The following is a 12,432-nucleotide window of genomic DNA, read 5'->3' on the forward strand; positions in this document are numbered from 1 at the left end:
GGGGACGATCGTCAGTCCTTCTTCTTCGCCGCGGGGTCGTCGAGCTTGTACTGGTCCTCCGAGGCCGCGCCGAGCACGGTCACGTCCTGGACCTTCCAGGCGCCCTTCTGCTTCACAAGCGTGATCTTAAGGTGCGAATCCTTCACCGAGCGAATCGCCTGCGCGGTGTTCACCTGCTGGTCCACGACGACGATGGCGTGCGCGGTGGCCTCGTCGGCGTCGGCCAGGTAGACCTCGCGGACCTTGGCCTGGGAGACGGCCTTGAGCTTGACGATCACCTGGGACATCGCGCCGCCGAACGCCGCGTCGTAGGTGGCCTGGAAGTCGCCCGTGGCCTGGGCGGACAGGGTCGAGCGGGTGCTCTGGAGGTCCTTGTAGTCGTAGCTGAGCAGGGCCTGGCTGAAGGCGCTCGCGGCGCCGGAGACCTCCAGGCGCAGGGCGCGTTCGCTCTCCAGGCGGGCCAGCGCGTCCCGGGCCCGGGAGGCGTCGATCCACTGCAGCACGGCCGTGGCCGCGACGGCCGCCGCCAGCATCGCCGCCAGCGCGCCGAACACCCGCGTCCGCGTGAACCGTCCACTCGCCGCCGTCCGGGGCACCGGCCCGTTCCCCGCGGCCTCGGTGGGGGTCTCGGTGGGGGCCTCGGTGTCGGGAACGGTGTCCGGGGCGGTGAGGTGGTGGTCGGTGGTCATGGTGACTCCTCACGGCGGCGGGCTGCCCGGCCCGCCGCGATCCAGCCCACGATGCCACCACTCACCACGACGGCGAGGAAGATCGCGACAATCAGCGGCGTGGGGCTCGGTGGGGTACGGGACGCGTCGCCGGCGGCGGCCACGCTGCTCGACGACGCCGGGGACGGCGGCTCGGGCGCGCCGGACTTCTTCTTGACGGCCTTCGGGCCCTCGGCGTCGGGCCCGCCGGTGTCCAGGTCCGTCCTCGACGCGCCGGGGTCCGGGCTGGCGGGGGTGTGCTGGGTGGCCCTGGAGGTTTCGCGCGAGGTGCCGGCGGGGGTGGGCGAAGGGCAGGTGGCGAGCCGGGGGACGTGGGGCGGGCCGACGGGGCCCGCGTACTCCTCGGCCGGGGTCGGCCCGCCGGGCACGCTGAAGATGAACGACGCCTTGCCGTACACCGTGTCCCCCTGCCGTTCGCTGATGTCGTCGGCCAGGCTCAGCGCGGTCGGCATGACGCTCAGCAGGTGGTGCACGTCCTTCTCGGTCGTGGCGGAGAAGGCCGGCCGGTGCGGCAGCCCGGCGGCGGTCAGCAGGCAGGAGAACCCGGGCCTGGACCTCCTGATCGCCGCGTCGAGCCGGGCGAACACGCCGGGGCCCTGGTCGAGGAAGGCGTTCAGGTCCGTACGTGAGGCCCGCAGCGAGCCCGTGACCGCGCTCAGGTCCGTGATGCCGGCGGCCAGCCGGTCCTTCCGGCCGGCCAGCGTGTGGGTGAGCCGGGTGAGCTGCACCGACAGGTCGTCGAGGGTCCGGGAGTCGTCGGCCAGGGTGGCGGTCAGGTCGTGGGCGTTCTCGATGACGGCCCTGATCGCGGGCGCGCGCCCGTCCAGGGCGGTGGCCAGCTCGTGGGTGATCGTCTCGGCGTCGCCGGCGGGCACCGCGTCGAGCAGCCTGCCCACGCCCTCGAACAGCTTGCGGTAGTCCAGCGGCACGGCGGTCCGCGACAGCGGGATGGTGTCGCCGGGCGCGAGGGACGCCCCGCCCACCCCGCGGGCGGGCGGCGACAGCTCCACGTACGGCTCCCCGACCGCGGACTTGCGGCGCACCTCGGCCGTGCTGTCCTTGGGCAGCCTGATCTCCTTGTCGATGTCCAGCCCGACGACGATCTTCCCGGGCGCCAGCCGCACGTCGCCGATCCTGCCGACCCGCACCCCCAGGTACGCCACGTCGAAGCCGCGTACGAGCCCGGGGGAGGAGGCGAACTCGGCCGACACCCGGTACGGCCGCTCGATCACGTCGAGCCGGATGATCGTGCTGAACGCCCAGATCGTCATGACCACGCCGAGCAGCACGAAGAAGCCGACGTTCAGGTGCACCCGGTGCCTCATCGCGGCGGCTCCCACAGCAGGCGGAAGTCGCTCAGCCGGTCGGCGGCCTTCCTCGCGGCCTCGGCCCCCTTGTTCCGGGGCAGCAGCAGGCCCTTCAGCCAGACGTAGATCAGCACCTGGCCGTTGACCGTGATCGGCGGCGCGTCGATGAACGCCTGGATCCGCGCCACCAGCCCCTTGAGGTCGTCCTTGCCCCGCTGCATGGCCGAGGAGACGGCCTCCAGCTCGCGCAGCAGCGTGCGCAGCCGGGCGGCGTGCCGGGGGTACACGGTGAGGTTGGCCTCCTTGGCCAGCTCGGTCAGCGCCATGATGGCCCGCTTGACGTGCTTGCGGCCGTGCGCGACGCGGCTGGTGGCGGCGGCCAGGGCGCCGGGCAGCCGGTCCAGCTCGTTGCTGCCCTCGGCGAGGTCGTCGCCGAGCCTGGCCAGCGCGTCGATGCCGGTCGCCAGGTCCCGCCGGGCCGCGGCGTAGGCGTCGGTGACCTCGGCGGTGCGCCGGATCAGCTGGTTGACGTCGGCGCCCTTGCCGGCGAACGCGGTGGAGGCGGCGTCCAGGATCGCGTTGACGTCCTGGGCGCCGAGCGCCTCGACGAGCGGGCCGGCCTTGGCGGTGACCTGCTCGATGTCCGGTTCGACCGAGGTGTCGGCGATCGTGGCCCCGTCCGCCAGGTACGGCCCCGTGGCCAGGTCCCGGCCCGCGGGCGGGCTGAGCAGGACGTAGTTCTCGCCCAGCACGGACGTCTTGGCCACGGTCGCGGTGCTGCCCACGGGCACCCGGTGCGTGGACTGGATCGACATCGTCACCCTGGCCCGGTAGCCCTCCAGCCGGATGCCGGTCACCGTGCCCACCCGGACGTCGGCGATCTGCACGCTGTGCCCGGCCACCAGGCTCTGGACGTCGTCGAAGGTGGCGTTCAGCGTCAGGTCGCCGGTGGTCGCGCCCAGCGTGCGCAACGAGCAGGACGCGGTGAGCACCAGCGCGGTGAGAACCAGCGCGAGCAGCGGGCGGGCCCTCATCGGGCGGCCCTCTTCCGCTCGAAGGGACAGTTGCTCAGCCCGGCCGGCAGGCACGGCACCTCGCCCAGGTTCAGCGCCTGGAACAGCGGCGTCAGCCAGGTCCTGGTCATCGCGTTGAGCACGACGCGGATCTTCAGCACGTGCTGGTCCCGGTCCCAGGAGTCGATCAGCACGTCGGCCAGGTCGGCCGCGCCCTTGACCGCCCGCGCCATGGACTCGCTGTTGGCCCGGACCGTCAGCACCAGCTCGGCCAGCGTGCTCGCGGCCCGCGGCAGGCGTGCGGAGTAGGCCTCGATGATCAGGTCGCCGCGCCGGACGAAGCCCGCCATGTCCGCGACGAAGCCGCGCAGGCGCTGCCGTTCCTCGGCCAGGATCGCGCCGGCCTCGGCGAAGGAGTCGATCGCGCCGGTCACCTGGTCCTGCCGCCTGTTGAGGCCGGTGGCGAGCCGGTTCAGGCCCTTGGCCAGGGCGACGAGCTGCTCGTCCTGGCGGGCCAGGGTGTCGGTGAGGCGGGCGGTGCCGTCGATCGCGGCGTTGATCGTCCGGCCGCGCCCCCGTAGGCCGTCGGCCAGGTTGCCGGCCACGTCGCCCAGCTTCTCGCCGTCGAGGGCGTCGGTGAGCCTGGTGAAGGCGGCCAGGGCGTCGTCGATCTCCACGGGCAGCTCGGTGCGCTCCGGCGGGATGACGGCGCCGGGCGCGATCCGCCGGTCGCCCGGCTTCCACGGCGGGTACAGCACGACGTTGCGCTCGCCCAGCGTGTTCTGCGGCGCGACCACGGCCTTGACCCCGGCCGGCAGCGGCACCTCGCGGTCGACCAGCAGCTCGACCCGTACCTTGTCGCCGTCGATGCGGATCTTCTCCACGCGCCCGGCGTCCAGCCCCATGACCTTGACCCGGGCCTGCTCGTACAGGGAGGGCGTCTTGCGGAAGACCGCGACCAGCCGGTACGGCTGCTCGCCCAGCACCGAGCAGCCGCCGTTCGCCGCCAGCAGCGTCCCGGCCAGCAGGACCGGCAGGAGTCGTCTCATCGGTCGCCCTTCCTGTCCTTGGCGACGGCGGCCAGCACCTCGGGGTCGATCGGGCCGAGTCCGGTGGCGACGGCCTCCAGCCACGGCCCCTGACCGCCCATGGTGGCCAGGCCGGAGAACGTCGGGCCCGCCCAGGCCAGCAGCGAGTTGAGCCGCTCGCCGCTGCCGCTGAGGCGGCTGGTGACGGCCGAGGTGTCGTCCAGGATCCGGATCAGGGCCCGCTCGTGCTCGTCGATCAGGCGGGTGGTGCTGCGCACCAGGCCGCTGCCGTCGCCGAGCAGGGTGCGCAGCTCCTTCCTGCGGGCGCGCAGCTCGTTCAGCATGATCTGGACGGCGTCGATGAGCCGGCCGAGCTGGCGGTCCTTCCGCTCCAGCACGTCCATGATCTTCGTGCCGTTGTCGAGCAGCCGCTGGAGTTGCGGTTCGCTCCTGCTCACGGTGTCCGACAGGTCGCCGATGTTCTTCAGCAGCCTGCTCACCCGGCCGCGCCGGGAGGTGTCGATCTTGCCCAGCTCGGTGAGCAGGTCGTCCACGGCGTCGGTGTCGAGCCGCCGGACCAGCCGGGTGGCGTCGTTGACCGCGTCGTTGACGAGCGTCGGCACGCCGGTCCGGTCCACGGGGATGCGTCGCCGCGCCTCGGGGAGCTGGTCGAGGTACGGGGCGGCGACCGGGCCGGTGAGCTTGACGTAGCGGCCGCCGAGCAGGTTCGACAGGGCGATGTCGGCGCGGGTGGACCGGCCGAGCCGCACGCCGTCGTCCACCTTCCAGGTGACGACCACGTTGCCCTGGGCGTAGTCGGCGCGCACCTCGGTGACCTTGCCGACCCGCACCCCGGCCACCCGCACGTCGTTGCCGGTGCGCAGGCCGCCCGAGTCCACGAAGACGCCCGACACGTAGTAGCCGCCTTCGAGCAGTCCCAGGTTGCCGACCAGGAACGTGGCCACCAGCAGCGCGCCCAGCACGGCCACCGACACCAGGCCCACCACGACCTTGTTCCGGTCCCGGAACGACCTGACCGCCATCACCGGCCCACCAGCAGCCTGCGCAGGTCCTTCTCGCTCTGGACCCGGGTGTTGCGCAACGGCGGCGGCGACCGCATGGGGTACGGGCACGGCGAGGGGCCCAGCGCCAGGCAGGGCACGGCGGTGATGAAGTAGTGCCCGCGGTCCACGGTCGAGTACGCGCGGGCGAACAGCGGCTGGAACGTGCTGACCGTCCGGTCGATCTCGCGGACGTGCCGCCGGATGCCGCCGGTCAGCCCGGACAGGTTCTCCACCACCCGGCCCAGCTCGCCGGCGTTCTTCCCGATCACCTCGTCGGAGGTGCGGAAGGTGGCCGACAGCTCGACGAGGGCGTCGTCCACCAGTTCGCGGTTGCCGGCGAACGCCTCGGAGAGCGTTACCAGGTCGTCCACCAGCCGTTCGATCTGCCGGTCGCGCCGGGCCACCACGCCGGTGACCGTCGCGTAGTCCTTCAGCAGCTTCTCGATGGTCGCCCTGCGCTCGCTGAGCGTGCCGGTGACGGCGTCGACGTTGTCCAGCAGCCGCGGGATGTTCCGGTCGTTGCCCTTCAGCGACCTGGCCGCGGCGGTGAGGAGCCGGTTGATCTGCTCGGGGTCCAGGCTGCGCGTCAGCGGGCCGAGGTCGCCGACCAGCTCGCCGACGTCCACCACGGACGAGGTGCGCACGATGCGCGACCCCGGCGCCAGCCGGCCCGGCGCGGTGCCCGGCAGCAGGTAGACCACGCGCTGGCCGATGGCGTTGCGCCAGCGTACGGCCGCCTCGGTGTCGGTGGGCACCCGGACCTCGTCCCGCACCTCCAGGGTGACCTCCGCCCGGCCGGCCACCACCTCGATCGACCGCACCCGGCCGACCGGCGCTCCGGCGATCTTGACCTCGTCGCCCTCGGTCAGCCCCGACACGTCGTCGAACGCGGCCACCAGCCGGTAGCCGCCGCCGGTGCCGACCCGGGCGACCTGGACGGCGATCAGCACGATCAGCGACATCGTCAGGCCGACGAACAGGGCGAACCGGACGAACGTCCACCTGCGCACGACCCGCGTCCTGGAGACCGCCACCTCAGCGCCTCCCGTCGGTGCGGCCGCAGACGCCGACGACCAGCTCGCAGACGTCGGTGGCGACGAACGCCTCGACCTGGAGCATGCCGCTGCCGTCCGGCCCCGGTGTCTCGATCAGCTCGTTGAGCAGGTCCACCAGCCTGCCCAGCCCGCGTACGCCGTCACCGGCCAGGCCGAGCTGGGCGTAGACGAGGGCGGCCACGCGCTCGCCGGAGTGCACGGCCGCGCGCAGGTCCTGGCGGTGCGCGCGCAGGCCGTGCGCGGCCAGCCCGGAGACGGAGGTGATCTCCTGGAGCAGGGCGCGCACCTTGTCGGCCCGCCGCAGCAGGTCGGGGGTGATGACATCGGCGTCGGAGGCGATCGAGACCAGCTCGTCGCCCTTGTCGGACAGGGCCGTGCCGAGCGCGGCGGCGTCGTGCAGGAACCGCCGGGCCCGCTCCCGCTGCCGGTGGGCGACGCCGACGACCGTGCCGGCGTCGCCGATCAGCTCGCGCAGGTTGCGGCCCTCGCCGTCCAGGCCCTTGGCCAGGGTGTGCACGATGACCGTGACCTCGCGGGGATCGACGGCGTCCAGGCCCCGGTAGGCGTCGCCGAGCGTGTCGGACAGGTCGAGCGGCTCCTCGGTGCGGGTGATGACCGCGCCGCTGCCCAGGTAGGGCCCGGTGGCCTCGCCGGGGCCCGGCCGCAGGTCGATCATCTTCGGGCCGAACACCGACAGCGGCTCGACGGCCGCGACGGTGGTCCGCGGCACCTTCACGCCGGGCTGGAGGTGCATCGTGACCACGGCCCGGCCCCTGGCGTCCAGGGTCACGTCCGTCACGTCGCCGACGGTGATGCCGCGGATCTTGACCTTGGAGTTGGTGTCCATGCCCTGCCCGGCCCGGGCGAACACCGCCTCGATCCGGGTGCCGCGCGCCTCGGTGGCGCCGCGCACGACCAGGAACGTCGCCGCGGCTAGCGTCAGGACGACGCCCAGGGCGATGCCGAGGCGGACGGCGAGCGGAAGTTCGGATCGGGACACCGGCTCACCCCGTCAGCGGAATGTTGCCGCCGCCGCCCCAGAACAGGAACGACAGCAGCAGGTTCAGCAGCACGATCGTGACGATCGACTGGCGGATGGCGCGCCCGGCCGCCACGCCCACGCCCACCGGCCCGCCGGTGGCGTGGAAGCCGTGGTAGCAGTGGATCACGATGACGGCGAAGGCGAAGATCCCGACCTTGACCAGGCTGTAGACGATGTCGCTGACCGGCAGGTACAGGTAGAAGTAGTAGTCGTAGGCGCCGGGCGCCAGGCCGAACAGCGCCGTGCACATCAGACGGGTGGCGAAGAAGCTGGCGAACAGCGCGATCAGGTAGACCGGCAGCAGTGCCAGCAGCGCCGCCACCACGCGGGTGCAGATCAGGTAGGTGAAGGCGTTGATGCCCATCACCTCCAGCGCGTCGATCTCCTCCGAGATGCGCATCGCCCCGAGCTCGGCCGTGAACGCCGAGCCCACCTGCGCGGCCAGCGCGGTCGCGGCGATGATCGGGGTGATCTCGCGGACGTTGGCGAAGCTGCCGATCAGCCCCACGAACGACTCCGCGCCGATGGCCTGCAGCCCCTGGTAGCCCTGCAGGCCCACGGTCGCGCCCACGACGAACGCCATCGTGAACACCACGAAGATCATGCCGCCGCCGACGACGGTCGCGCCCACCCCCACCACGACGTCGCTGACCTGCCTGATCACGACCTTGCGGTACCGCAGCCGCAGGACGACGTCGCGGACGGAGTAGAAGAGCACCTTCCCCACGAACAGCGGCCAGTCGGCCGGCGTCGCGAGCCGCTCGGCCAGGCGCCGCCCGCGGCGGGCGAGCCCCGGCCCGGCCGCCGGCGCCGCCGTCACATCGACCTCGGCGGGTAGGCCAGGAAGTAGACGGCCGAGATCACGTAGTTGAACGTGAACACCAGCATGAACGTCAGCACGGTCGCCTGGTTGACCGCCCGTCCCACGCCCACCGGGCTGGTCGCGCACGTCATGCCCTTGTAGCAGGCCACGGCGGCGGCGACGAAGCCGAAGATCCACGCCTTGAACAGGGTGACGTACAGGTCGGAGGCGACGACCAGGGACAGCGCGCCGTCGAAGTACGCGCCCGGCGTGACGCCCTGCACCACCACGTTGAAGAAGTAGCCGCCGCTCGCGCCGGCCAGGATGACCAGCGGGCACAGGCAGACCGCGACCGTGGAGGCGGCCCACATGCGCGGCGTGACCAGGCGGTGGACGGGGTTGACCGACATGACCTCCATGGCGCTCAGCTCGTCGCGGATGTGCCGCGCGCCGATGTCGGAGGTCATCGCGCTGCCGCCGGCCCCGGCGATCAGCAGCGCGCTGGCCAGCGGCGCCACCTCGCGGATGAGGCCGACGAACACCGCGCTGCCGGTGGCCGAGCCGGCGCCGAGCTGCCAGGCCAGCTCGCCCACCTGCAGCGCCACGGTCGCGCCCAGCGGCAGGGAGACGAGCAGCACCGGGACGCTGGTGACCTTGGCGAGGAACCAGCACTGGTCGACGAACTCCCACCACCAGTTCCGCACGTCCCAGGTGCGGCGCAAGCCCTCCAGGACGATGACGAACAGCTCGCCCACCTGGCCCAGGAGCGACCCGGCCGCGCGCCCGACGTACCCGGTCGGGGCCATCAGGCGCCCGTCCGCACGCGTGTACCCGCCATGACCACCTCCGGCTACGGATCAGTCACCTTACTGACGGGTTGTCTAGTAGTCGATGCCTTGTCGGGAATTTGCGCAAAAGCTATGAGACCCGGGTCACACCTTGTCAGTCACCTACGAAAAGTGACCGGGCCGTCACGAACGGACCACGTTCATCCAGGACTCGATCTCGTCGGGGTGGCGGGGGAGCGCCTTGGACATCAGGGTGGCGCCCTCGGCGGTGACCACCAGGTCGTCCTCGATGCGGATGCCCATGCCGCGCAGCTCGGCGGGCAGCGTCAGGTCGTCGGGCTGGAAGTACAGGCCGGGCTCGACCGTCAGCACGTTGCCCTCCTCCAGCACGCCGTCGAGGTAGACCTCGGCCCGCGACCTGGCGCAGTCGTGCACGTCGAGGCCGAGCATGTGGCCGCTGCTGCACAGCGTGTAGCGCCGGTACAGGCCCGACTCCATGAGGGCGTCGGGGGAGTCCTTGAGCAGGCCCCAGTCGTGCAGGCCCTCGCAGACGACGCGCATGGCCGCCAGGTGGAAGTCGCGGAAGCTCGCGCCGGGCTTCAGCGCCGCGATGCCGGCGTCCTGGGCGGCCAGCACCAGCTCGTACGCCTGCCGCTGCGCAGCGGTGAACCGGCCCGACAGCGGGAACGTCCGGGTGACGTCGGCGGTGTAGAGGGTGTCGGTCTCGACGCCGGCGTCCAGCAGCAGCAGGTCGCCCTCGGCCAGCGCGCCGTCGTTGCGGATCCAGTGGAGCACGCAGGCGTGGGCGCCGGAGGCCACGATGCTGTCGTAGCCGACCGCGTTCCCCTCCAGGCGCGAGCGCAGCCCGAAGACGCCCTCCAGGTAACGCTCGCCGCGCGGGTGGCCGAGGGCCGCGGGCAGGGCGCGCACGACGTCCTCGAAGCCGCGCACGGTGGCGTCCACGGCCGACTGCAGCTCGCCGACCTCCCACTCGTCCTTGACCAGCCGCATCTCCGACAGGAACACCTCCAGCTCGGCGTCGCCGCCGCCCGCCGGCACCAGCGCGTCGACGGAGGCGTCGACGCCGCGCAGCACCCGGGCCGGGCCTTGCGGCCGCAGGTCGCGGATGTGCGCGCACTCGATCTGGTACAACTCCGACGCCTCGGCCAGGTCGGGCCTGCGGCCCACCCAGAACTCGCCGTAGCGGCGGTCGCGGTAGAACTCCTCGCCCTCCTCGCGCGGCGAGCGCGGGCGCACGTACAGCACGGCCTGCCCGGACGGCTCGATGACCAGCACGTCGCCGGGCTCGCCCGCGCCCGTCAGGTAGGAGTACGCGCTGTGCGGACGGAACCGGTAGTCGCTGTCGTTGCTGCGCACCTTGAGCGTGCCGGACGGGACGACCAGCCGCTCACCGGGGAAGCGCGCGGCCAGCGCCGCCCTGCGCCGGGCCGCCCAGGGGGCGATCGGCAGCGCGGTCACGCCGGTGCGCCGGGTGTCGGCCCAGCCGGTGCGCATGAACGCGGCCAGCTCCGGGGTGATGGGCAGGTCGTGGCTTCCGGTGTTGAGCTGCTCGGTCATCGATGCCTTCCACGTCGTCGGAGATGCGGCAAGTCAGCCTACGTGACCGCTTGACGGGGTCCCCACTCGGTTGTTTGCCTGTGAGGACCGGGCATAAGCCGGCCCTCGGCCGGGGACAACGGGAGCAGAGGTGGTGCACATGCTCATCGGGACGATCCTGCGTAACAAGGGAAACGCTGTCACCACGGTGGCGCCGGCGGCGACGGTTCGGGAACTGCTCGGCAAGCTCGCCGACCACAACATCGGCGCGGTCGTCGTCTCCACCGACGGCACGACGATCCAGGGGATCGTCTCCGAGCGCGACGTGGTGCGGCGGCTGCACGACCGGGGCCCCGAGATCCTCGACGCGCCGGTCTCCTCGATCATGACGACCGAGGTCCGCACGGCCGGGCCCGGCGACAACGTCGACGAGCTGCGCCGCACGATGACCACCCACCGGCATCGCCACATGCCCGTGGTCGAGAACGGCCGCCTGGTGGGCATCGTCAGCATCGGCGACGTGGTCAAGAGCGCGATCGAGGAGCTGGAGACGGAGAAGGCGTCGCTCGTCGACTACCTCCACCGCTGACCGGGGCGTTGACAGGGGCGTCGATGGGGATGGCACCCTTGGTCCGTGACGTACGGCCCCCCTGAGCCCCCTCGGGCGACGAGCAGTCCGCCGATCATCCTGCTCGTGTCCGGGCTGGCCGCCGTGGTGGCCTTCATCCTGGGCGTCTTCGTCGGGTACGGCGCAGAGGGCTCGTCGGCCTCGCCGGCCCCCAGGGTCACGGTGACGGTCGAGGGCACCGGCCCGCCCTCGGCCTCCGGCCCCGCCACCCAGCCCGCCCAGACGGACGCCCCGCAGACCGGCCCCCTCCAGCGGGACCCCCTCCAGACCGGCCCCGCTCAAACCGGTCCCGCGCAGACCGGCCCCGCGCAGACCGGCCCCGCGCAGACCGGTCCCGCCCAAACCGGTCCCGCCCAAACCGGTCCCGCCCAAACCGGCCCTGCCCAGACCGGACCCACGCAGCCCGGACCCGCGCAGACCGGATCGACGGCCGGGATGCGCACGTTCGTCGTGGGCGTGGACATGCAGCCCGGCACGTACCGCACGACCGGTCCCGTCGCGGGCTCCACGAACTGCTTCTGGGCCCGGCTGAACAGCACGTCCCCCGACCTCGGCTCGGTGATCAACGCGGGCGCGCCGACCGGCCCGGCGAGCGTCACCATCGAGCCGGGCGACAAGGCGTTCCAGACCGCAGGCTGCGCACAGTGGACAAAGGCGTGACGGCCGTGGCCGCCGAGTTCGACCTCCTGGTCGTCGGCGACGCCAACCCCGACGTCGTGCTGGCGGGCGCGCCGCGCCAGCCGGCGTACGGCCAGCGCGAACAGCTCGTCGCGGGCGGCGACCTGGTCCTCGGCGGGTCCGGGGCGATCACCGCGTGCGGGGCCGCCAGGCTCGGCCTGCGCACCGCCTTCGCCGGCCGCGTGGGCGACGACGCGGCGGGACGTTTCGTGCTCGGCGCGCTGGCCGAACGCGGGGTGGACGTCTCCCACTGCGTCACCGACCCCCGCCCCACGGCCATGACCGTCGTGCTCGCCGACGGGACCGACCGGGCCATCCTCACCTCGCCCGGCTGCCTGCCGTACCTGAAGGCAGGCCAGGGCGATCGCGGCCCGCCTGTCCGGCGTCCGTGACGGGCCGCTGGAGGCCGTCGCGGCGCGGCTGGGCGCCCTCGGGCCGGCCGTCGTCGTCAAGGACGGCGCGGACGGCGCGCTGGCCTGGGAGTCCGGCCTGGTGACGCGGGCCCCGGCCAGGCCCGTCGAACCGGTGGACACCGTCGGCGCCGGCGACAGCTTCGACGCCGGCTACCTCGCCGCCAGGCTGCGCGGCATGAGCCCGCGTGAATGTCTCGACGTGGCCGTGGCCTGCGGGTCGTTGTCCACCCGCGCGGCCGGCGGCATCGCCGCCCAACCCGCCTGGGACGACCTGTGAAGACCGCCGTCCCGCGTCGTTGCGCGGGTGAGTCCCGCTGGAGGAGGATGCG

General features: G+C 72.8%; 14 protein-coding genes. 4 read left to right on the top strand and 10 right to left on the bottom strand.

What is annotated here, in order from left to right; genetic code table 11:
- Positions 1 to 11 precede the first annotated feature (11 nt).
- The 10 genes from ACFYYW_RS00550 to ACFYYW_RS00595 form a co-directional block, all read right to left on the bottom strand.
- Positions 12 to 689 carry a hypothetical protein gene (locus ACFYYW_RS00550; protein WP_387643357.1) on the bottom strand — a complete coding sequence of 226 codons (678 nt, stop codon included), beginning with the start codon at positions 687 to 689 and terminating at the stop codon, positions 12 to 14.
- Positions 686 to 2,053, bottom strand: coding sequence for an MlaD family protein (locus ACFYYW_RS00555; protein WP_387643359.1), 1,368 nt, complete (start codon positions 2,051 to 2,053; stop codon positions 686 to 688). The genes ACFYYW_RS00550 and ACFYYW_RS00555 overlap by 4 nt, the downstream gene beginning before the upstream one ends.
- A complete protein-coding gene (locus ACFYYW_RS00560) occupies positions 2,050 to 3,069 on the bottom strand; it encodes an MCE family protein (protein WP_387643361.1) in 1,020 nt (339 codons plus the stop codon). Before ACFYYW_RS00560 ends, ACFYYW_RS00555 begins: the two co-directional genes overlap by 4 nt.
- The gene (locus ACFYYW_RS00565) at positions 3,066 to 4,097 is read right to left on the bottom strand and encodes an MCE family protein (protein ID WP_352321883.1); all 1,032 of its coding nucleotides are present in this window, start codon (positions 4,095 to 4,097) and stop codon (positions 3,066 to 3,068) included. The genes ACFYYW_RS00560 and ACFYYW_RS00565 overlap by 4 nt, the downstream gene beginning before the upstream one ends.
- Entirely contained in the window at positions 4,094 to 5,119 is a 1,026-nt protein-coding gene (locus tag ACFYYW_RS00570) for an MlaD family protein (protein WP_387643363.1), read from the bottom strand. The genes ACFYYW_RS00565 and ACFYYW_RS00570 overlap by 4 nt, the downstream gene beginning before the upstream one ends.
- On the bottom strand, positions 5,119 to 6,174 hold the full coding sequence (locus tag ACFYYW_RS00575; protein ID WP_352321879.1) for an MlaD family protein: 1,056 nt from the start codon (positions 6,172 to 6,174) through the stop codon (positions 5,119 to 5,121). The genes ACFYYW_RS00570 and ACFYYW_RS00575 overlap by 1 nt, the downstream gene beginning before the upstream one ends.
- A 1-nt stretch (position 6,175) precedes the next feature.
- Positions 6,176 to 7,195 carry an MCE family protein gene (locus ACFYYW_RS00580; protein WP_387643366.1) on the bottom strand — a complete coding sequence of 340 codons (1,020 nt, stop codon included), beginning with the start codon at positions 7,193 to 7,195 and terminating at the stop codon, positions 6,176 to 6,178.
- A 4-nt stretch (positions 7,196 to 7,199) separates the two neighbouring features.
- Positions 7,200 to 8,057: an ABC transporter permease gene (locus ACFYYW_RS00585; RefSeq protein ID WP_387643368.1), complete on the bottom strand. Its 858-nt coding sequence runs from the start codon at positions 8,055 to 8,057 to the stop codon at positions 7,200 to 7,202.
- A complete protein-coding gene (locus tag ACFYYW_RS00590; RefSeq protein ID WP_352321874.1) occupies positions 8,054 to 8,845 on the bottom strand; it encodes an ABC transporter permease in 792 nt (263 codons plus the stop codon). Before ACFYYW_RS00590 ends, ACFYYW_RS00585 begins: the two co-directional genes overlap by 4 nt.
- A 165-nt stretch (positions 8,846 to 9,010) precedes the next feature.
- Positions 9,011 to 10,405: an aminopeptidase P family protein gene (locus ACFYYW_RS00595; RefSeq protein WP_352321872.1), complete on the bottom strand. Its 1,395-nt coding sequence runs from the start codon at positions 10,403 to 10,405 to the stop codon at positions 9,011 to 9,013.
- 139 nt (positions 10,406 to 10,544) lie between these two features.
- Here ACFYYW_RS00595 and ACFYYW_RS00600 point away from each other — a divergent pair, with 139 nt between their 5' ends.
- Genes ACFYYW_RS00600 through ACFYYW_RS00615 form a run of 4 tightly spaced genes read left to right on the top strand, consistent with a single transcriptional unit; the run spans position 10,545 to position 12,380 of the window.
- Positions 10,545 to 10,973 carry a CBS domain-containing protein gene (locus tag ACFYYW_RS00600; protein WP_352321871.1) on the top strand — a complete coding sequence of 143 codons (429 nt, stop codon included), beginning with the start codon at positions 10,545 to 10,547 and terminating at the stop codon, positions 10,971 to 10,973.
- 45 nt (positions 10,974 to 11,018) lie between these two features.
- Positions 11,019 to 11,672: a hypothetical protein gene (locus ACFYYW_RS00605; protein ID WP_387643371.1), complete on the top strand. Its 654-nt coding sequence runs from the start codon at positions 11,019 to 11,021 to the stop codon at positions 11,670 to 11,672.
- A complete protein-coding gene (locus tag ACFYYW_RS00610) occupies positions 11,657 to 12,082 on the top strand; it encodes a carbohydrate kinase family protein (RefSeq protein WP_387643373.1) in 426 nt (141 codons plus the stop codon). The genes ACFYYW_RS00605 and ACFYYW_RS00610 overlap by 16 nt, the downstream gene beginning before the upstream one ends.
- A gap of 28 nt (positions 12,083 to 12,110) precedes the next feature.
- Positions 12,111 to 12,380, top strand: a complete 270-nt coding sequence (locus tag ACFYYW_RS00615) for a carbohydrate kinase family protein (RefSeq protein ID WP_387645457.1) — start codon at positions 12,111 to 12,113, stop codon at positions 12,378 to 12,380.
- Positions 12,381 to 12,432: the final 52 nt, after the last annotated feature.

The organism is Nonomuraea sp. NPDC001831, from assembly GCF_042892035.1.
Classification (GTDB): Bacteria; Actinomycetota; Actinomycetes; order Streptosporangiales; family Streptosporangiaceae; genus Nonomuraea.